General features: G+C 63.3%; 19 protein-coding genes. 14 read left to right on the forward strand and 5 right to left on the reverse strand.

Annotated features, from left to right (window positions below):
* Positions 1-132: 132 nt before the first annotated feature.
* The 4 genes from hflK (at position 133) to AC1DX4_RS20475 (ending at position 4,079) form a co-directional block, all read left to right on the forward strand.
* Positions 133-1,251, forward strand: a complete 1,119-nt coding sequence (hflK, locus tag AC1DX4_RS20460) for an FtsH protease activity modulator HflK (protein ID WP_477222011.1) — start codon at positions 133-135, stop codon at positions 1,249-1,251.
* Complete coding sequence (gene hflC, locus AC1DX4_RS20465; RefSeq protein ID WP_477222012.1) at positions 1,251-2,222, forward strand: protease modulator HflC; 972 nt, start codon at positions 1,251-1,253, stop codon at positions 2,220-2,222. Before hflK ends, hflC begins: the two co-directional genes overlap by 1 nt.
* Positions 2,223-2,225: 3 nt before the next feature.
* Positions 2,226-2,414 (forward strand): DUF2065 domain-containing protein, encoded by a 189-nt coding sequence (locus AC1DX4_RS20470; RefSeq protein WP_477222013.1) that lies wholly within the window; start codon positions 2,226-2,228, stop codon positions 2,412-2,414.
* Positions 2,415-2,564: 150 nt separating this feature from the next.
* Positions 2,565-4,079, forward strand: a complete 1,515-nt coding sequence (locus AC1DX4_RS20475; RefSeq protein WP_477222014.1) for a DegQ family serine endoprotease — start codon at positions 2,565-2,567, stop codon at positions 4,077-4,079.
* A 37-nt stretch (positions 4,080-4,116) separates the two neighbouring features.
* Here the strand turns inward: AC1DX4_RS20475 and AC1DX4_RS20480 are convergent, their stop codons facing one another.
* Positions 4,117-4,689: a GNAT family N-acetyltransferase gene (locus tag AC1DX4_RS20480; RefSeq protein ID WP_477222015.1), complete on the reverse strand. Its 573-nt coding sequence runs from the start codon at positions 4,687-4,689 to the stop codon at positions 4,117-4,119.
* A complete protein-coding gene (serB, locus tag AC1DX4_RS20485) occupies positions 4,686-5,573 on the reverse strand; it encodes a phosphoserine phosphatase SerB (RefSeq protein WP_477222016.1) in 888 nt (295 codons plus the stop codon). The genes AC1DX4_RS20480 and serB overlap by 4 nt, the downstream gene beginning before the upstream one ends.
* Between serB and miaA the strand changes: the two genes are divergently transcribed.
* Positions 5,563-6,528, forward strand: a complete 966-nt coding sequence (gene miaA / locus AC1DX4_RS20490) for a tRNA (adenosine(37)-N6)-dimethylallyltransferase MiaA (protein ID WP_477222111.1) — start codon at positions 5,563-5,565, stop codon at positions 6,526-6,528. The two genes, serB and miaA, sit on opposite strands and share 11 nt — an antisense overlap.
* A gap of 105 nt (positions 6,529-6,633) precedes the next feature.
* Entirely contained in the window at positions 6,634-7,425 is a 792-nt protein-coding gene (locus AC1DX4_RS20495) for a GGDEF domain-containing protein (RefSeq protein WP_477222017.1), read from the forward strand.
* A 221-nt stretch (positions 7,426-7,646) separates the two neighbouring features.
* On the opposite strand, the gene AC1DX4_RS20500 is transcribed toward AC1DX4_RS20495, so the two are convergent.
* Complete coding sequence (locus tag AC1DX4_RS20500; RefSeq protein WP_477222018.1) at positions 7,647-9,476, reverse strand: ATP-binding protein; 1,830 nt, start codon at positions 9,474-9,476, stop codon at positions 7,647-7,649.
* Between the two features lie 153 nt (positions 9,477-9,629).
* On the opposite strand from AC1DX4_RS20500, the gene AC1DX4_RS20505 reads away from it, so the two are divergent.
* Genes AC1DX4_RS20505 through AC1DX4_RS20515 form a run of 3 tightly spaced genes read left to right on the forward strand, consistent with a single transcriptional unit; the run spans position 9,630 to position 11,077 of the window.
* Positions 9,630-10,193, forward strand: a complete 564-nt coding sequence (locus AC1DX4_RS20505) for a helix-turn-helix domain-containing protein (protein ID WP_477222019.1) — start codon at positions 9,630-9,632, stop codon at positions 10,191-10,193.
* Positions 10,194-10,197: 4 nt separating this feature from the next.
* Positions 10,198-10,506: a hypothetical protein gene (locus AC1DX4_RS20510; RefSeq protein ID WP_477222020.1), complete on the forward strand. Its 309-nt coding sequence runs from the start codon at positions 10,198-10,200 to the stop codon at positions 10,504-10,506.
* A gap of 40 nt (positions 10,507-10,546) precedes the next feature.
* Entirely contained in the window at positions 10,547-11,077 is a 531-nt protein-coding gene (locus AC1DX4_RS20515; protein ID WP_477222021.1) for a GNAT family N-acetyltransferase, read from the forward strand.
* 7 nt (positions 11,078-11,084) lie between these two features.
* On the opposite strand, the gene AC1DX4_RS20520 is transcribed toward AC1DX4_RS20515, so the two are convergent.
* Entirely contained in the window at positions 11,085-11,972 is an 888-nt protein-coding gene (locus AC1DX4_RS20520) for a LysR substrate-binding domain-containing protein (RefSeq protein ID WP_477222022.1), read from the reverse strand.
* A gap of 122 nt (positions 11,973-12,094) precedes the next feature.
* On the opposite strand from AC1DX4_RS20520, the gene tmpA reads away from it, so the two are divergent.
* Genes tmpA through AC1DX4_RS20535 form a run of 3 tightly spaced genes read left to right on the forward strand, consistent with a single transcriptional unit; the run spans position 12,095 to position 14,039 of the window.
* Positions 12,095-13,246, forward strand: a complete 1,152-nt coding sequence (gene tmpA, locus AC1DX4_RS20525) for a 2-trimethylaminoethylphosphonate dioxygenase (protein WP_477222023.1) — start codon at positions 12,095-12,097, stop codon at positions 13,244-13,246.
* Entirely contained in the window at positions 13,243-13,827 is a 585-nt protein-coding gene (gene tmpB / locus AC1DX4_RS20530; RefSeq protein ID WP_477222024.1) for a (R)-1-hydroxy-2-trimethylaminoethylphosphonate oxygenase, read from the forward strand. The genes tmpA and tmpB overlap by 4 nt, the downstream gene beginning before the upstream one ends.
* 29 nt (positions 13,828-13,856) lie before the next feature.
* Complete coding sequence (locus AC1DX4_RS20535; RefSeq protein WP_477222025.1) at positions 13,857-14,039, forward strand: hypothetical protein; 183 nt, start codon at positions 13,857-13,859, stop codon at positions 14,037-14,039.
* 68 nt (positions 14,040-14,107) lie between these two features.
* On the opposite strand, the gene AC1DX4_RS20540 is transcribed toward AC1DX4_RS20535, so the two are convergent.
* Entirely contained in the window at positions 14,108-15,910 is a 1,803-nt protein-coding gene (locus AC1DX4_RS20540; protein ID WP_477222026.1) for an NAD(P)-binding domain-containing protein, read from the reverse strand.
* Positions 15,911-16,420: 510 nt separating this feature from the next.
* Between AC1DX4_RS20540 and AC1DX4_RS20545 the strand changes: the two genes are divergently transcribed.
* Both AC1DX4_RS20545 and ilvN read left to right on the forward strand, forming a co-directional pair.
* Positions 16,421-18,202 carry an acetolactate synthase 3 large subunit gene (locus AC1DX4_RS20545; protein WP_475450183.1) on the forward strand — a complete coding sequence of 594 codons (1,782 nt, stop codon included), beginning with the start codon at positions 16,421-16,423 and terminating at the stop codon, positions 18,200-18,202.
* Positions 18,203-18,285: 83 nt separating this feature from the next.
* On the forward strand, positions 18,286-18,858 hold the full coding sequence (gene ilvN, locus AC1DX4_RS20550; RefSeq protein ID WP_027044849.1) for an acetolactate synthase small subunit: 573 nt from the start codon (positions 18,286-18,288) through the stop codon (positions 18,856-18,858).
* Positions 18,859-18,946 lie beyond the last annotated feature (88 nt).

An 18,946-nucleotide genomic window follows, 5' to 3' on the forward strand; every position in this document is an offset into this window, starting at 1 on the left:
GACAGGCCCAAAACGGATGATGTCGGCGGGGCATCGCGTTGAAAGCGTGCTGCCACATCCCTATAGAAGAACAACACTGGATTTTGCGCCGTAACACCGGCGCTTGAGGGAATTCCAAGCGAAAGGACATTCATGCCCTGGAACGACAAGAGCGGCGGTGGCGGCGGCCCATGGGGCGGCGGCGGCGGCAACAATCAGGGGCCCTGGGGGCAGGGACCAAAGGGACCGAGCGGGCCGCAGGGCTCGCCTCCCGATCTCGAGGACATCATTCGCCGCGGCCAGGACCGGCTGCGGCGCGCGCTGCCCGGCGGTGGCGGCGCCAGTCCGGCGGTGTTCGGCCTGATCGCCGCGGTGCTGGTCGTTTTGTGGGCGTTCCAGGCGGTCTATACGGTGCAGCCCGACGAGGTCGCGGTCGAACTGCGCTTCGGCAAGCCAAAGCCCGAACTTTCCCAGCCTGGCCTGCATTTCCATTGGTGGCCGCTCGAAACCGTCGAGACTGCCAAGATTTCCGAGCAGCTCGTCGATATTGGCGGCGGCAACACCAGCGGCAATGGCCTGATGCTGTCGGGCGACCAGAACATCGTCAACGTGCAGTTTTCGGTGGCTTATCAGGTCTCCGATCCCCGCGCCTATCTGTTCGATGTCTCCGATCCGGACGGCATGCTGCGGCAGGTCGCCGAAAGCGCCATGCGTGAAGCCGTCGGCCGTCGGCCGGCCCAGGACATTTTTCGCGATGACCGCCAGGGCATAGCGGCCTCTGTGCGCGAGATCATCCAGACGACGCTGGACGGCTACAAGGCCGGCCTCAACATCAACGCCGTCTCCATCGAGGATGCGGCACCGCCACGTGAAGTGGCCGACGCGTTCGACGAGGTGCAGCGTGCCGAGCAGGACGAGGACAAGTTCGTCGAGCAGGCCAACCAGTACTCCAACCAGAAGCTCGGCCAGGCGCGCGGCGAGGCGGCACAGGTCCGCGAAGATGCCGCCGCCTACAAGAACCGTGTGGTGCAGGAAGCCGAAGGTGAGGCCCAGCGCTTCATCTCGGTCTATGACGAATACGTCAAAGCCCCCGATGTCACGCGCAAACGGCTTTATCTGGAAACCATGGAGAAGGTTCTGAAGGACTCGAGCAAGGTCATCGTCGAGCAGGGCAACGGACAAGGTGTCGTGCCCTATCTGCCGCTGCCGGCATTGCAGCCCAAACCGCCGGCTCCGGCCGCGCCTGCCGCGAACACGGGAGGTACCCAGTGATGGCCAACCGTCTTCCCATCTTCGTCGTCGTCGCGGCGGTCATGCTGTTCTTGATCTATTCCTCGGTCTTCGTGGTCAACGCCCGCCAGCAGGCGCTGGTGCTGCGGTTCGGCGAGATCGTCGACGTCAAGAGCGAGCCCGGCATCTACTTCAAGGCGCCGTTCTCGTTCTTCGACGCCGATACGGTGCAACTGATCGAAAACAGGGTGCTGCGCTTCGACCTCGACAACATCCGCGTCCAGGTGTCGGGCGGCAAGTTCTATGAGGTCGACGCCTTCATCGCCTATCGTATCTCGGATCCGCGCGTCTTCCGTGCCGCCGTGTCCGGTCAGATCGAACTGGCCGAAGCGCGGCTCAGAACCCGTCTCGACGCTGCCTTGCGCCGCGTCTACGGTCTGCGCGACTTCGAGGCCGCGCTTTCCGAAGAGCGTGCGGTGATGATGCGCGAAGTGCGCGATCAGCTCCGGCCCGACGCCACCTCGCTCGGCCTGCAGATCGAGGATGTCCGCATCCGCCGCACCGACCTCACGGCCGAGGTTTCACAGCAGACGTTCGATCGCATGAAGGCCGAACGCCTGGCCGAGGCGGCTCGGCTGCGGGCACGCGGCAACGAAGCGGCACAGCGCATCACGGCACGCGCCGACCGCGAAGTGGTCGAGATCGTTGCCGAAGCGCAGAAGGAGTCCGAGATCCTGCGCGGCGAGGGAGAAGCCCAGCGCAGCGCCACCTTCGCCGGAGCCTATCAGCGTGATCCGGCCTTCTTCGATTTCTACCGGTCGATGAATGCCTATGGCACGGCGCTGGACAACACCGGGACGACCATGGTGCTGTCGCCGAATTCGGAGTTCTTCCGCTTCTTCCGCGATCCGGAAGGCAAGGAAGGGTCGGCGAAACCGACGCCGGCGGCTCCCGCCGCACCGGCGACGGCACCCGCCGCGCCAGCCACGCAACCCAGCACCGGCCAGCAATAGCCGGTGCAGGACTTCTTCGCGGCGATAGGCCTGGTCCTCGTGATAGAGGGCCTGGTCTATGGCGGCTTTCCCAGCTTGGCGAAGAAGCTCGCGGGCGAGGTGCTGTCGATGCCGGAAAATGCATTGCGGATCGGTGGGCTGGCCGCGATTGCCATCGGTGTCGGCATCGTCTGGCTGGTCCGGAGCGGATGAGAACGTCAGGTTTTCGTCTTCGGCATAACGGAGGATTTATCCTCTGCCGGTAGTCGTAGCCGCAAACGTGCCGTATTTTTTGCCAACATGGCGCAACACGGTGTTTTCGCCGTTGCGCTTTCTCTTTCAGAAAGACCGGGAGGCTTCTCGATGACATCCACACTCCTTTTGCGCGCGGCACGGCGGACATTCATCGCCGGCACGGCAGCGCTTCTTGTCGGCACCGTCGCCGTCCCGTCCTTCGTGACGCCGACCTTCGCGGCAGACGGACCTGCTTCGGTGGCCGACCTGGCGCAAGGCGTGCTCGGCGCGGTGGTCAACATCTCGACCTCGCAGACGGTGAAGGGCACGGAAGGGCCGGGCGCGGTGCCGATGCCGCAGCTTCCCGAAGGCTCGCCGTTCCAGGACTTCTTCGACGACTTCTTCAAGAATCGCGGCGGCGACAAGGACAATGGCGCGCAGAAGGTGCAGTCGTTGGGCTCCGGCTTCGTCATCGACGCCGAGCAAGGCATCGTCGTCACCAACAACCACGTGATTGCGGACGCCGACGACATCGAGGTCAATTTCTCCGATGGCATCACGCTGAAGGCGACGCTGGTCGGCACCGACACCAAGACCGATGTCGCGGTGCTCAAGGTCGATCCGAAAGGCCACAAGCTGACCGCGGTGAAGTTCGGCGATTCCACCAAGATGCGTGTCGGCGACTGGGTGATGGCGGTCGGCAATCCGTTCGGCCTCGGTGGCACGGTCACGGTCGGCATCGTCTCGGCCCGCAACCGCGACATCAATTCCGGCCCCTATGACGACTTCATCCAGACCGACGCCGCGATCAACCGCGGCAATTCCGGCGGACCGCTGTTCAACAGTGTGGGCGAGGTCATCGGCATCAACACAGCGATCATCTCGCCGTCCGGCGGCTCGATCGGCATCGGCTTCTCCATCCCCTCGCAGCTTGCGTCGGGCGTCGTCGACCAGTTGCGCCAGTTTGGCGAGACGCGGCGCGGCTGGCTCGGTGTGCGCATCCAGCCGGTGACGGACGACATCGCCGAGAGCCTCGGCATGGCGACCGCCAAGGGGGCGCTGGTCGCCGGCGTCATCAAGGGTGGTCCTGTCGACAACGGCACCATCCAGGCCGGCGACGTCATCATCAAGTTCGACGGCAAGGACATCCATGAAATGCGCGACCTGCCGCGCGTCGTCGCCGAAAGCCCCGTCGGCAAGGCTGTCGACGTGCTGATCGTGCGCAAGGGAGTCGAGCAGACGGTGAAGGTGACGCTCGGCCGGCTCGAGGATGGCGAGAAGCTCGCCAATGGTGAGAACGGCAACACCGACCAGGACAAGGGCGACAAGGCTCCGGCCGTTTCGACCGCCTCGGTGCTCGGCATGACTGTCGGTGAACTCAATGACGAGACGCGCAAGAAGTTCAGCATCGCCGCCGATGTCTCGGGCGTCGTCATCACCGATGTAGCCAAGGATTCGGCTGCCGCCGAGCGCGGCATCCAGCCCGGCGAAGTGATCACCGAGATCGCGCAGGAATCGGTTGCCACGCCAAAGGACGTCATGGACCGGATCGGCGCGCTGAAGGAGCAGGGGCGCAAGAACGCGCTGTTGATGCTGGCGTCGAAGACCGGTGAGTTGCGCTTCGTTACGATCCGGATGGATTGAGGTCCGGCAACCTACTGATATCAAATAAAAAGGGCGGCTAGCGAGCCGCCCTTTTTCTTGCGCGCCAATCCGTTGCCGCGAGCCTGTAGAACACATGCCGCTTGAGGGTGGGGTGGCTGTCGGGAATGTCTGGGTGATCGAAATTGGCCGACGGATCGGTGGTCATGCCGAGGCGTTCCATGACGGCGGTGGAGCGGCGGTTGTTCGCGACCGCCAGGCAGACGATCTCGCCAAGCCCAAGCGTGTCGAAGCCGTAGGCCAGCCATGCCTCGGCGGCCTCTGTGACATAGCCCATGCCCCAGAATTCGGGCGCCAGCCGCCAGCCGATCTCGATGGCGCCGGCCGGCAGGAACGGCAGATCATCGGTTGCGGTGATGCCGACAAAGCCGACGCATTGGCCTGATGCGATGATCTCGGCCGCGGCGAAACCGTAACCATCTCGTTCGATGTCGACCCGAAATTCGTCCATCTTGGCGTCGGCTGCCGCGCGGTCGCGGCGAAACGGGAAGAACTCCATGACCCGTTCATCGGAATTGATGCGATGGAAGAGCTCGCGGTCGCGATCCTCCCAGTTGCGCAGGATCAGGCGCTCGGTGCGCATGGGCTTCATTGCACAAACTCTTCCTGGCGATAGCCTTGCAGATAGAGCAATGCGGTGAGGTCGCCATGGTCGATGCGGACCTTGGCCTGCGCCGCCACTGTCGGCTTGGCATGAAGTGCGACACCGGTGCCGGCGAGGCGGATCATGTCGAGATCGTTGGCGCCGTCGCCGACGGCGATGGCATCGGCCGGCGTCAGGCCGAGGCGCGCCGAAATTTCGAGCAGGGCGTCGGCCTTGTCGGCGCGGCCGAGGATCGGCTCGCCGACCAGGCCGGTGAAGCGTCCGTCCTGTTCGAGCAGGCGATTGGCGCGGTTTTCCTGAAAGCCGAGCATGGCCGCGATGCGCGTCGTGAACACTTCGAAGCCGCCCGAGACCAGTGCCGTCCAGGCGCCGTTGGCGCGCATGGTCTGGACCAGCGCGCGGCCGCCCGAGGCCAGCGTCAGCCGATTGGCGACGATGCGGTCGACAACGGCGGCATCGAGCCCCTTCAGCAGCGCGACGCGCTCACGCAGCGCCGGCTCGAAGGCGATCTCGCCATTCATCGACCGCGCGGTAATCGTGGCAACGCGATCTTTGACGCCGATCTCGTCGGCCAGCTCGTCGATGCATTCCTGGTCGATCATGGTCGAATCCATGTCGGCGATGAGGATCTTCTTGCGGCGCGTTTCGGCCTGATGGACGATCACATCGACCGCTTCCCCAGCCAGCGCGGCGCGCAAGGCGGCGATGATATCGGCGGCGTCAGCCTCTTGCGGCAAGGCAAGATCGCAGGCAATGCCTTCGGCCAGCCAGACGACAGCGCTTGCGCCCACTGACCGTGAGGCCATATTCGCAAGCGACGGCGACAGAGCGCGGTCGGCGGGACGGGAAACAAGCGTGGCAATGAGCGGCATGGAGAATTCCGGCACGGATGCGGGCGAAGGCCGCGTGAAGAACGCGATCCTGATAGCCGGGCCGACCGCCAGCGGCAAGTCGGCACTGGCGCTCGACTTGGCCGAACGCGCAGGCGGCGTCATCGTCAACACCGATTCCATGCAAGGCTATTCGGTGCTCGACGTGCTGACCGCCCGACCGGAGGCGGCCGACCTCGCACGCGTGCCGCATTTTCTCTACGGCCACGTCCATCCTGCTACTGCCTATTCGACGGGTGCGTGGCTGCGCGATGTGATGAAACTCATCGACGACGGCACACTGTCGCGGCGGCCGGTCTTCGTCGGTGGCACCGGCCTTTATTTTCGGGCGCTGGCCGAGGGTATTTCGGAAATGCCCGACATTCCGCCGCGCATCCGCGACCGCTGGCGCTATGAGTTGAAGGAGCAAGGCGCGGTCAAGCTGCATGCCCTGCTGCTGCGTGAGGATTCAAGAGCCGCCATGCAGCTGAAGCCAACCGACAGCCAGCGCGTCGTGCGGGCGCTCGAGGTGCTCGACGCCTCCGGCCGGTCGATCCTGGAGTGGCAGGCAGAGCGCGGCCGGCCGCTCATCGACAGGCAGACGGCGCGTTTCCTGGTCATCGAACCGGATAGGGCCGCGCTGGTTGACCGCATCGAAAGGCGCTTCGACAACATGCTCCATAAGGGTGCGCTGGAGGAAGTCAGGCAAATTTCGGCTCTTAACCTCGATCCGGACCTGCCGGCGATGAAGGCGATCGGCGTTCGCGACCTGCAGGCCGCCATGGCCGGACTAACCAGCTTTCCCGAGGCGATCGAGCGGGCCAAGATCGCAACCCGGCAATATGCCAAGCGGCAGGCGACCTGGTTTCGGCATCAGCTGGGGCCGGAATGGCAGAGATTGCGCCCTGGTGACAATCTCGAAACCACGATCCAAACACTTGTTGCTAATGCAACTTAAAAAGTTGACCTGGAGGGAAGGGTTCCCGTCGAGGTTGTCGGAATTAACGCTCCGTAAGGCGGTCCGTGCCATAAGGTCGATGGGCACTTTTCCATTGGGGAGCAGATGCGTTTCCATAAGGCGGAATCCGCATTTTTCGTCTTTATTTTCGTGATCCTGGCCGCGGGCCTGGTGACGCTGCACGCCTATGGGCTCTTGCAATCCTTCGCCACGGAACTCCATACGCAATCGGGCCTGGACAAGGTCATCTACCTCAACAAGCTGTTGTTCGCGACGGGGGTGCTGCTGGCGACCGCGCTGTTTTTCGGCATCTTCTTCATCTACCCGCTGATCCGCAAACAGGCGACGGAAGAAGGCAAGCTGCGCGCCATGACGGTTTCGCTCAGCGCCCGCTCCGAAACATTCGAGCACGCGGCGCTGACCGACGGGCTAACCGGGATGCAGAACCGGCGCTATTTCGACGATGCACTCAAGGAGTATCTCGAGGAGTTCCGGCGCATCGAAAAGCCGGTCGGGCTGATGATCCTTGATCTCGACCATTTCAAGCAGGTCAACGACACCCATGGCCACGATGTCGGCGACGAGGTGCTGAAGGCTGTCGCCAGCTGCCTCAAGGACATGACACGTTTCCACGATGTGGTGGCGCGGTTGGGCGGCGAGGAGTTCGCGGTGGTCACGCCCAACATGGAGGCGGAACTGCTGGCCAAGTTCGCCGAGCGCATCCGCAAGGCGATCGCCAACATGTCGATCCTTTCGGGCAATGTTCGGCTCAAGATCACCACCAGCGTCGGCCTTGCCGTCTGGGACCGCAAGGAAACGGCCGAGGAATTCTATCGCCGCGCCGACCGCCAGCTCTATGAGGCGAAGAGGCAAGGCCGCAACCGCGTCTGCGCCTAAAATCCCGAAGAAGAATTCATGAGGCCGGTTGCCTGACGCGGCTTTCTCGACTTCCGGTGCTCACGGACTGAATGTCCGCTCCGCTCCGGCTTCTCGAAACCCACGCCATTCAATCCGGCCTGATGAATTCCCTTTCGGGATTTACCCAAGCTGGTTCGACGATGTACAGCCCTCGGAAGCTTGGTTCGGCTTCTCAGTCGGTCATCAGAGAGTTTGGAGGCTCAGTCGTTCTGGGGGCGCAGGCCGAAGGTGGCGGGCTTCAGGCCGTAGCGCATGTCGAAATCGTCGTCCGATGGCGCGCGGGTGGCCGGCGGCTTGCGGTAGTCGGGGTCGCCGGCCTGGCGGCTAGAATCGACTACTTCGGCGAAGGCCATTGCCTGCGGCGTCGGTTTCGGCACGTTGCGCAGCCGCTCGACGATCGCCACCAGGTCGACATCATCGCCTTTCGACGAAATGGCCTCTTCGCCCTTGGACGTGCCGGGAAGCAGATGGCTGGGCAATTTTTCGAACTTCAGCCGCATGGTGGTCGCCACACCTTCGCCGAAGGCAATGGCTTCGCGCTGGCCCATCGATGACAGGAAGGCAAGCGTGGAGGCGGACGAGTCGGCGATGGCCGAGCGGATGATCGCCTGGTCCTGCTCGTTGGCGAGCCGCATGGCAAAGAAGGTCGAGCACTGCGACAGGATGGTCGGGTCAAGCTCGCCCGGACGCTGGGTGACGACGCCGAGATAGCAGCCATATTTGCGGCCTTCCTTGGCGATGCGCGACAGCGCATGCCTTGTCGGCGCGAAGCCGAGGCGCGGATCGGCCGGCATGTAGCGATGCGCTTCCTCGCACAGCAGCAGGAGCTGCAGCTTGCCCTCGCTCCACAGAGCGAGGTCGAAGGCCAGGCGCGCCAGCACCGAACAGACGGAGTTAACCACTTCGGAGGGCATGCCGGCCATTTCGAAGCAGGTCACCGGGCGACCGTGATGCGGCACGCGAAAAATGTTGCCGATCGTTTCGTGGATGGTGTCCTCGATCAGGCGCGAATTGAACATGAAGCGGTAGCGCGGATCGGCGGCGGCCGACTCGATGCGCGTCTTCAGCGATTTGAGCGTCGGGCGCTCGTTCTTGCTTTCGAGCATGCCCATGCGCTCGTCGATCTGCTTGAGCAGGTCGGCGATGCGGTAAGGAACGGGCGTATCGGCGGTCAGCGCATCGGTGCCGCGCCTGAGATAGGCGCCCGAATTCGGATTGCGGTAGAGGTTTTTGGCGAGCGGAATGAGGTCGCGCAGAGCGTCGATCTCTTCCGGGTCGGTCTCACGACCGCGAAACAGCACCTCGGCGAATTCCTCGAGCTTGAACATCCAGAACGGCAGGTCGAGCGTTTTGGAATCGACCTTGACGCAATATTCGGGCAACGAACTCGCAAATTCATTGTGCGGGTCGAGGATCAGGATGCGCAAATCGGGGCGTGCCTCGATCGACTTGCGCAGCAGCAGCGAAACGGCCGTGGATTTGCCGACGCCGGTGGTGCCGACAACGGCGAAATGGCGCGCCAGCGTGTCGTCGATAGCGATGTTGGCGGCGATTGTCTCGTCCTGCGCCAGCGAGCCGATGGTAATGGAATGGCGGCCGGCGAGATCATAGACCGCCTGCAGGTCGCGGGTGCGGATGCGGTGCGCAACAGCACCGATATGCGGATAGGTGGTAATGCCGCGATCGAAGATCGGCTTGGCGCCTGGCTCAGCGCCGTCGCGCACCTCACCGATCAGCTCTATGCTGACCTCTATCGGGTTCTGGCCCTCATTGCTCCAGGCGCGGTTCGACTTGCCGATCGCGTAAACGAGACCCACGGTTCGCGTCGTGCCCAGATTGATCGAGATCATCTTGCCGACCGTCCACAGGCCGGTCACAGACCCGTCAATGTCATCGGCATAGGCGGCGATGGTGGCGCGCGCGCCGTCGCATTGCACGACATTGCCCAGGATGCGCCGGTCGTTCTGCTCTGCGTTGCGGCGCTCCTGCGATGTCGGTTCGCCGACGGAAGCTTCGCGTTCGACATACATGGACAGACCAATCCCATTTCCCTTGAGATCGGACCCTACCGGAATGGGGTTAAGGTCGGATGAGGTCGGATGGTGTAGAGAGGATTAAGCTCCCGGCGAAAATTGTCGCAAAAGGGCTCTTCTCCAGAACCGGTCTTTCGCTATAATGGACGAATGGATGATATAGCGAACGATATTTCCTCGACTATCGGCAGGCGAATCCACGCCGAAAGGGTCATGCGGGACTGGTCGCTGGCCGAGCTCGCTGAGCGGTCCGGCGTTTCCAAGGCGATGCTGAGCACGATCGAGCGCGGCATGACCAGCCCGACGGCGACCCTTCTGGTGCGCATCGCGGTGGCCTTCGGCATGACGCTGTCGACCCTCATCGCGCGGGCGGAATTGCAAGGTGGCGGGCTGCTGCGCGAGGCCGACCAGCCGGCGTGGCGCGATCCCGATACAGGCTATGTCAGGCGGCATTTGTCACCGGCCAGCGACATGCCGCTCGAACTGATCAAGGTGCACCTGCCGGCAGGCGCCAGGGTCAGGTTTCCGGCGGCCTCCTATGCCTTCATCAAGCAGCAGGTCTGGCTGATTTCCGGACGGCTCGACTTCACCGAGGGCGATGTGGTGCACAGGTTGGGACCTGGCGACTGCCTGGCGCTCGGCGCGCCGTCTGACTGCACCTTTCACGCCCCGGAGGCGGGCGCCGACTATCTCGTCGCGCTGGTCAGGGGCTGAGATCATGGCGAGACGGCCAAAACGCTCCCACAATGGGGGGCCGCCTCTCGATGAGTACAAGGGACCACCCTGGGGCAAGGGCGACCCTTACATCTTCCTGGCCTGGCAGGCCGCGCACGCCAAGGCATGGAAGGCGCCGAGCCGCGAAATCATGCTGATGCGCATGGAAAAAGCCGAGCGGCTGGGCCTGACCTATGAGGAATACACACTCGAGATCCTCGAGCGCGGACGGCACCTCAGGGAAGAAGACACCGAGCGCATCAGCGCCATCAAGGCAGCGCGCAAGCGGCGGCGCGTGCGCAATCTCGACTGACGCCGGCATCGAACTCATTCATCGTTTCCAGGGAACAGTCATGAATTCCATCGAAATCCGAGCTCTGAGTGCCAGTGCGGAAACGCTGGCAATGCTGGCTGATCTGCTGGTCGAAACGGTTGCCGCCGGCGGCTCCGTCAGCTTCATGCATCCGCTGGCGCTGGAAGCGGCAAGCGCATTCTGGGAGAGGTCGCTGACAGCAGCGGCGAGAGGGGAACGCGTGGTGCTCGGTGCATGGGACGGCAAGGTCCTTGTCGGCACCGTCACGCTGCTGCTCGACTTCCCAGTCAACCAGCCGCACCGGGCCGAGATCGCCAAGCTGATGACATCAGTCCAATACCGCGGCAGGGGTGTCGGAACGCGCCTGATGCGGGCCGCGGAGCGTCTCGCCGCCGAGAAGGGGCGCACTCTGCTGGTCCTGGATACGGCGAAGGAAGAGGGCGCTTCGGGCCTCTACGAAAAACTCGGTTTCACCTTGGCCGGCGAAATACCGGACTTTGCGCTGAAGCCGCATGGCGGGCTGACCGGCACACTGATCTACTGGAAGCGTATCGGCGCCACATCGCGATAGCCGCCGGTCAGGCGGAGGTCTCTCTGGCGAGGTGCCTCAGCAGCCACTGGCTGAAATCCTGCTCGGCACTGGTCAGGCGCGCGGTCGACGCCCTGGTCAGGAAGTGGCCCGAGGTGCTGGAGAGTTCGAAATCGGAAAGCGTCAGCAGGCTCCCGCTGTTGAGCGCGGCGTCGACCAGAGGACGCGACCCCAGAAGCACGCCGGCCCCGGCGCTTGCTGCTTGCATCGCCGCGACGAAACTGTCGAAACGATGCGACCGCTGGGGGTGGCCGGCCAGTCCGGCCGCCGCGAACCATTCCGCCCACATCTCGCGTGCGCCGGCGACCAGAAGCAGCGGCAGTGATGTCCAATCGGCGGCACCGGCCAGGCCCGGACTTGCCACCGGCACAAGCCGCTCGGCGGTCAGCCTGTCGGCCTCGCGTCCGGGGAAGGATCCGTTGCCGAAACGGATGTCGAGCGCAGAGCCAGGCAGGTCGTAGTCGGTCGGGCGATGGATCGTCACCAAATCGAGCTGGATGCGCGGCAGTGCCTCGGCAAGATCGGGCAGCGCCGGGACCAGGACCAGCAGGGCGAAGGAGATCGGCACCCGGATCGAGACGGTCTGGACGGCGCGCGGCTCGAATAGTTCAGCTGTGCTGCTGCCGATGGTGGCGAAGGCCGACTGGATGTGGGGCAGGTAGGCGGCACCCTCGGGTGACAGCGCGACGCCACGCGCCAATCGCGAGAACAGACGCGTCTTCAACCGGTCCTCGAGCAGCCGGATGTGCTGGCTGACGGCGGCCTGTGTCAGGCCGAGTTCGGCTGCTGCTGCGGTGAAATTCGACAGTCGCGCCGCCGCCTCGAAACTGCGCAGCCAGTCGAGCGGAGGCAAGGCCGGGATGGTTCTTTGAGCCATTAGTTATTTGATGCCATTGGCCAAAAAATGATAATTTGAGTTATGCCTTTCGCGCGGCCAACATGCAATCGAAACCCTGCGGATCGGGCCGTGGGGTGCAACGGACAGGAACGGCATCTCCCATGCTCACCCACGCGCTGGTTGGCGACGAAGGCAGAACAATCGAACTTGGCTGGCAGGACGGGACGCGCACCCGCTTTCACGCCATGTGGCTGCGTGACAACGCGCTCGACGACAAGACACGCAGCGCAGGCAATGGCCAGCGGCTCATCACCATCCTCGACATTCCGGCCGAGACGAGGATCGGCGCGGCCTCGATCAAGGGCGATGCGCTTGAGCTGACCTTTGTGCCGGAAGGAAAGACTGTCAGCTTTCCCGCGCTATGGCTGAACGCCAATGCCTATGACCGCGACACCGCTGGCCAGGCTGGATGGACCGGTAAGGACACCGTTCGATGGACCAAGGCCACCATGCAGGATTCGGTGCCACGCGCCGGCTATGTCGCGGCCAGCCGTGACCGCACCGTCTTGCGGCAATGGCTGTCGGCGGTGAAAACCTATGGCTTCGCCGTGATGGACGACCTGCCGACAGAATCCGGGGCGCTTTGCAAAGTGTCCGATCTGTTCGGCTATATCAGGGAGACCAATTACGGCCGCTGGTTCGAAGTCCGTGCCGAGGTCAATCCGACCAATCTCGCCTACACCAATCTTGGTCTTCAGGCGCACACCGATAATCCCTATCGCGATCCGGTGCCGACGCTGCAGATTCTGTCCTGCATCGAAAACACGGTGGACGGCGGCGAATCCAGCGTCGTCGACGGTTTTGCCGTCGCGGCAGCCTTGCAGGCCGAGAACCCGGAAGGCTTCCGGCTGTTGAGTTCTTACCCGGCGCGTTTCGAATATGCCGGCTCCTCGGGGGTGCGATTGCAGGCCAAGCGGCCGATGATCGAGCTTGGGCCTGATGGCGAGCTCATCTCCATCCGCTTCAACAACCGCTCGCTGGCGCCGACGGTCGACGTGCCCTTCGCCGAGATGGCCGCCTACTACGCCGCCTATCGCCGGTTCGCCGAACTGATCGAGGATCCGTCCTTCGAAGTGACGTTCAAGCTCGAAGCCGGCCAGGCTTTCATCGTCGACAACACCCGCGTCATGCATGCCCGCAAGGCGTTTTCCGGTACCGGCAAGCGCTGGCTGCAGGGCTGCTACGCCGACAAGGACGGCCTGCTGTCGACGCTTTCCGCGATCGAACACGAGTTCAAGGAGGCCGCGGAATGAGCGGCCAGGATCTGAACGCAGACAATATCGTCGAGTTCATCGCCGACATCTTTGAGCGCCGGGGTGCCGAATCCTATCTCGGCGAGCCGGTCACCATGTCGGAGCACATGCTGCAGGGCGCCTGGTTTGCCGAGCAGGATGGCGCGCCGGAAGCGCTGGTGGCGGCGGCACTGCTGCATGACATCGGCCACTACACCAGCGAATTCGGCACCTATTCGCCCGAGGATGTCGAGGACAAGCATCATGACGAGGCCGGCGGCGAGGTGCTGGCGCCGTTCTTTCCGCCAGTCATCGTCGAATGCGTCAGGCTGCATGTCGCGGCCAAGCGCTATCTCTGCGCCACCGACCCAACCTATTTCGGCAGGCTTTCGCAGGCTTCTGTCCATACGCTGTCGCTGCAGGGCGGGCCGATGAGCGCCGAGGAGGTGGCCGAGTTCCGCAAAAATCCTTTCCATGAGGAAGCGGTGCGGGTGCGCATGTGGGACGAAGCCGGCAAGATCGCCAACATGAAGACGCGGACGTTTCGCGACTACGTGCCGTTGCTGCAGCGCGTCGTGCGCGATTTCAGCTACCGCGCCTGACGCAACCAATCACTGGGAGGAGACGGCCCATGTGTTTCTGCTTCGACGGCGACAATGCGGTGACCGCATACCGGCCTGAGCGCTGCCGGGAGCGCGGACGTGCCGAAGGCGCTTCTCCGGTGCAGCTCAGCGCCCCTGTCGGAAAGCCGGGCCGTCTCGATGCGGCCGGCACGTCCGAACCGATCGAAGCCATGCGCCTTCCCCGCGCGTAGCGATGCATTCTGGAGGCGCGGCGTTCGCCGCACCTCCTTGGTGCCCATAGGCGGGCTACCCGGGCGCGCTATCCCTTGTGGTGCGCCTTCTGCAGCCCGTAGACCGGCGTCGGCAGACCGGCCTGCCTGGCCTTCAATTGCAGCGCCAGGAACTGCGAATAATGGCGCGACTGGTGCAGGTTGCCGCCATGGAACCACAGCGCCTCCTGCTGCGTCGGCTTCCACATGTTGCGCAACTCGCCTTCCCAGGGGCCGGGATCCTTGGTGGTGTTGGAGCCGAGGCCCCAGCATTTGCCAACCTTGTCGGCGGTTTCGCGAGAGATCAGATCGGCGGCCCAGCCGTTCATCGAGCCATAGCCGGTGGCGTAGACGATAAGGTCCGCGGGAAGTTCCGACCCGTCGCTGAGCAGAACCGAATGCTGCTTGATCTCTTCGACATCGACACCGCTCTTCAGCTTGATCGAACCATCGATGATCAATTGGGAGGCGCCGACGTCGATATAATAGCCGGAGCCGCGCCTGAGGTACTTCATGAACAGGCCGGACTCATCGTCGCCCCAGTCGAGCATGAAACCGGCCTTTTCCAGTCCCTTGTAGAACGCCGCGTCGCGTTTCTTCATCTCGGCATAGGCCGGGATCTGGAACTCGTGCAAGATCTTGTAGGGCAGGGACGCAAAGATGAGATCGGCCTTGGCCGTGGTGATGCCATTCTGCAGCGCCTGCTCCGAATAGAGCGAGCCCAGCCCGATTTCCATCAACGTGTCGGATCTGGAGATATGGGTGCTCGAGCGCTGCACCATGGTAACGTCGGCGCCGGCTTCCCAAAGTGCGGCGGCGATGTCGTGAGCGGAATTGTTGGAGCCGATGATAACGGCCTTTTTGCCGGCATAGGCGTCGGGGCCGGGGTGCTTCGAGGAGTGATGTTGGTCACCCTTGAAGTTTTCCATGCCCTTGAATTTCGGCAGATTGGCCTTGCCGGACTGTCCGGTCGCCAGCACCAATTGCTTCGGCTTCAGCGTGATGTCCTTGCCGTCGCGGTGGACGACGACGGTCCACTCCTTCTTCTTGTCGTCATAGGAGGCGCTCTTGGCCTCGGTCGAGGACCAGTAGTTCAGCTCCATCACCTTGGTGTACATTTCCAGCCAGTCGCCGATCTTGTCCTTGGGTGAGAAGACCGGCCAGTTCTTCGGGAAATCGATATAGGGGAGATGGTCGTACCAGACCGGATCGTGCAGGCAGAGCGACTTGTAGCGCTTGCGCCAGCTGTCGCCGGCCCGCTCGTTCTTCTCGATGATGATGGTCGGCACACCGAGCTGCCGCAGCCTTGCGCCGAGCGCGATGCCACCTTGGCCGCCGCCGATAATGAGCGTGTAGGGTTGCGTCTTGAAGCCGAGTTCGGCGGCTTCCTTCTCGCGCTCCTCCTTCCATGTCGGACGGTTCTTGCCCGAGCCATGCTTGGCGCCCATCGGCCGCGCGAAGCCCGCCGGTTCCTCGTGGCCTTTCAATTCGACCATGGTGGTCAGCAGCGTCCAGATCTTGCCGTTCTTCAGCCTGACATGGCCAAAGCCACGCGCCAGTTCGGTCTCAAAACTGATCCAGCCCTCGATCAGCCCGCCGCTTTCGGTCGCGTCCTCGCCCTTGGCGATGGCAAAGTGTGACGGCCTGGTCGTCGACAACTGGCTCTTCAGCATGTCGCGGACCTGGTCCTTGCCTTCCATGGTCTTGATGTTCCAGGTGAAGGTGACGAGGTCGCGCCAGTAGCAGTCGTCCTGGAAACAACCGACGGCCTTGTCGATGTCATTGGCGGCGAGCGCGGCGCCGAATTGGTCGAGCAGGTCGGACAGTTTCTTGTTTGGGGCCTTGTCGAGCATAAGTCTTCCTCCGTGAAATCCAGGCCGTCATGATGGCTCCTCCCGAGCCGGGCGATGAAGTATCGGCAGAGAGCACGGCCTTCGTCACGCCCCACCATAGTTTCGCGTGGCTTCAAGGGCTTATGCGGAAAACGCTGCGGCCTAACTGGTCCGGGAGCGCCTTGCCGAGGGCGATGGAAGGGACGTTGCGGCTTGCGCGATGTCGGCACGATGTGGCGTCGGTCGCGAAATCGTGACGGCCATCTGTCGAATTGCGAAACAGCTTCATCGCCGACGCGATTTTTGCCGTTGACAGGCTGCCTTGCCCGCCCTTAGTGTCCGCGACCATGAAAAAGGCACTCATTCTCGTAGGAAGGCGCGTGGGCAAGGCGGTGTAACCGCCGGGCGAAAACCTCCCATGCGCAACACACAGGCTCCCTCGGGGGCCTTTTTTATTGCCTGAAACACGACTAAACGACCAATTACACCCAAATGGCAACGCCCAAGCGGCGACAGTACGGGACCAGACCGATGAGCAACGGACAGAGTGAGCGGCGCGAAATGACGGGCGCCGAAATGGTGGTGCAGGCGCTGAAGGACAATGGCGTCAAGCATGTCTTCGGCTATCCGGGCGGCGCCGTCCTTCCGATCTACGACGAGATCTTCCAGCAGGATGAGGTCGAGCACATTCTGGTGCGCCACGAGCAGGGCGCGGGCCATGCGGCCGAGGGCTATGCGCGCTCGACCGGCAAGGCCGGCGTCATGCTGGTGACCTCCGGGCCCGGCGCCACCAATGCGGTGACGCCGCTGCAGGACGCGCTGATGGATTCGATCCCGCTGGTCTGCCTGACCGGGCAGGTGCCGACCTCGCTGATCGGCTCCGATGCCTTCCAGGAATGCGACACGGTCGGCATTACGCGCCCCTGCACCAAGCACAACTGGCTGGTGAAGGACGTGAACGAGCTCGCGGCGACCATCCACGAAGCCTTCCATGTCGCCACGACCGGCCGTCCCGGTCCGGTGGTGGTCGATATCCCCAAGGACGTGCAGTTCGCCAAGGGGTTTTATGTCCCGCCGCAGATTGCGCCGCGCACCAGCTACCAGCCCAAGGTCCAGGGCGACCTGGAGAAGATCAAGGCAGCCGTCGAGCTGATGGCCGGCGCCAAGAAGCCGATCATCTATTCGGGCGGCGGCGTCATCAATTCCGGCCCGGAAGCGAGCCATCTGCTGCGCGAACTGGTCGACCTCACCGGTTTCCCGATCACTTCGACCCTGATGGGCCTCGGTGCCTATCCGGCGTCCGGCAAGAACTGGATGGGCATGCTGGGCATGCACGGCACCTACGAAGCCAACATGGCCATGCATGATTGCGACGTGATGATCTGCATCGGCGCGCGCTTTGACGATCGCATCACCGGGCGGCTCACAGCGTTCTCGCCGAACTCGCGCAAGATCCACATCGATATCGATCCGTCATCGATCAACAAGAACGTGCACACCGAGGTGCCGATCATTGGCGATGTCGGCCGCGTGCTGGAGGACATGGTGCGGCTGTGGCGCGCGAGCGCCAAGGCAGACAAGAAGGCGCTCTACCCCTGGTGGGAGCAGATCGCCAAGTGGCGCGGTCGCGATTCACTCGCCTACAAGATGAACCACGACGTGATCATGCCGCAATATGCCATCCAGCGGCTCTACGAGCTGACCAAGGGAATGGACACCTACATCACCACCGAGGTCGGCCAGCACCAGATGTGGGCGGCGCAGCACTATCATTTCGAGAAACCGAACCGCTGGATGACATCGGGCGGGCTCGGCACGATGGGCTACGGCCTGCCGGCGGCACTCGGCGTGCAGATCGCGCATCCCGACGCGCTGGTCATCGACATCGCCGGTGACGCCTCGGTGCAGATGACGATGCAGGAGATGAGTGCCGCGGTGCAGCACAATGCGCCGATCAAGATCTTCATCCTCAACAACCAGTATATGGGCATGGTGCGGCAGTGGCAGCAGCTGCTGCACGGCAACCGGCTGTCGCACTCCTACACCGAAGCGATGCCGGACTTCGTCAAGCTGGCCGAGGCCTATGGCGGCCATGGCATACGCTGCGAGAAGCCGGACGAGCTGGACGACGCCATCAAGGAGATGATCTCGGTCAGGAAGCCGGTGCTGTTCGATTGCCGCGTGGCGAACCTCGCCAACTGCTTCCCGATGATCCCGTCGGGCAAGGCGCATAACGAGATGCTGTTGCCCGACGAGGCGACCGACGAGGCGGTGGCGAACGCCATCGACGCCAAGGGCAGGGAACTGGTGTAGCCGACAAGCCGAGGCAGGGCTGTCGTGAGAAGCCGTGCGCAAACAGATAGTTAGATCAAGAGTTTGAAATCGAGATTCATGTCATGAACGCACAGCTACAGCCGACCGGTTCGGCCTATTTCATCGCCAAGGAAACCGAGAAGCCGGAGAACCACACGCTCTCCGTGCTGGTCGACAACGAACCGGGCGTGCTTGCCCGGGTCATCGGCCTGTTTTCCGGGCGCGGCTACAACATCGAGAGCCTGACCGTTTCCGAGACCGAGCATGAAAAGCATCTGTCGCGCATCACCATCGTGACGCGCGGCACGCCGCATGTGCTGGAGCAGATCAAGCATCAGCTCGAGCGCATCGTGCCGGTGCACCGCGTGGTCGATTTGACCGTGCGCTCGCATGAATCCGGCCAAGAGCGGCCGTTGGAGCGGGAACTGGCGCTGGTCAAGGTTGCCGGCACCGGCGAAGCCCGCGTCGAGGCGCTGCGGCTGGCCGACGCGTTCCGCGCCAGCGTCATCGACGCCAACACCGAGCATTTCATCTTCGAGATCACCGGCAAGGGCACCAAGATCGACCAGTTCATCGCCATCATGAAGCCGCTCGGTCTGGTCGAAATCTGCCGCACCGGCGTGGCCGCTTTGAACCGCGGCCCGCAGGCGATGTAGCTCCCATCGCGTTTCAGACAGCCCTGCAAGGATGAGAGCCTGGCTCCGTCATGGGCCGGCGCTGGCCTTTGTGCGTCAGCCGAAAAGA

It is taken from the genome of Mesorhizobium sp. P3_A8 (genome assembly GCF_056402995.1).

Bases quoted from the DNA above. Each gene is read 5' to 3' on its own strand.
- AC1DX4_RS20540 (WP_477222026.1), bottom strand. From the start codon at position 15,910: ATGCTCGACAAGGCCCCAAACAAGAAACTGTCCGACCTGCTCGACCAA.
- AC1DX4_RS20515 (WP_477222021.1), top strand. From the start codon at position 10,547: ATGAATTCCATCGAAATCCGAGCTCTGAGTGCCAGTGCGGAAACGCTG.
- serB (WP_477222016.1), bottom strand. From the start codon at position 5,573: ATGCCGCTCATTGCCACGCTTGTTTCCCGTCCCGCCGACCGCGCTCTG.
- AC1DX4_RS20535 (WP_477222025.1), top strand. From the start codon at position 13,857: ATGTGTTTCTGCTTCGACGGCGACAATGCGGTGACCGCATACCGGCCT.
- AC1DX4_RS20495 (WP_477222017.1), top strand. From the start codon at position 6,634: ATGCGTTTCCATAAGGCGGAATCCGCATTTTTCGTCTTTATTTTCGTG.
- AC1DX4_RS20545 (WP_475450183.1), top strand. From the start codon at position 16,421: ATGAGCAACGGACAGAGTGAGCGGCGCGAAATGACGGGCGCCGAAATG.
- ilvN (WP_027044849.1), top strand. From the start codon at position 18,286: ATGAACGCACAGCTACAGCCGACCGGTTCGGCCTATTTCATCGCCAAG.
- tmpB (WP_477222024.1), top strand. From the start codon at position 13,243: ATGAGCGGCCAGGATCTGAACGCAGACAATATCGTCGAGTTCATCGCC.
- AC1DX4_RS20510 (WP_477222020.1), top strand. From the start codon at position 10,198: ATGGCGAGACGGCCAAAACGCTCCCACAATGGGGGGCCGCCTCTCGAT.
- AC1DX4_RS20475 (WP_477222014.1), top strand. From the start codon at position 2,565: ATGACATCCACACTCCTTTTGCGCGCGGCACGGCGGACATTCATCGCC.
- miaA (WP_477222111.1), top strand. From the start codon at position 5,563: ATGAGCGGCATGGAGAATTCCGGCACGGATGCGGGCGAAGGCCGCGTG.
- AC1DX4_RS20480 (WP_477222015.1), bottom strand. From the start codon at position 4,689: ATGAAGCCCATGCGCACCGAGCGCCTGATCCTGCGCAACTGGGAGGAT.
- AC1DX4_RS20500 (WP_477222018.1), bottom strand. From the start codon at position 9,476: ATGTATGTCGAACGCGAAGCTTCCGTCGGCGAACCGACATCGCAGGAG.
- tmpA (WP_477222023.1), top strand. From the start codon at position 12,095: ATGCTCACCCACGCGCTGGTTGGCGACGAAGGCAGAACAATCGAACTT.
- hflK (WP_477222011.1), top strand. From the start codon at position 133: ATGCCCTGGAACGACAAGAGCGGCGGTGGCGGCGGCCCATGGGGCGGC.
- hflC (WP_477222012.1), top strand. From the start codon at position 1,251: ATGGCCAACCGTCTTCCCATCTTCGTCGTCGTCGCGGCGGTCATGCTG.
- AC1DX4_RS20505 (WP_477222019.1), top strand. From the start codon at position 9,630: ATGGATGATATAGCGAACGATATTTCCTCGACTATCGGCAGGCGAATC.
- AC1DX4_RS20520 (WP_477222022.1), bottom strand. From the start codon at position 11,972: ATGGCTCAAAGAACCATCCCGGCCTTGCCTCCGCTCGACTGGCTGCGC.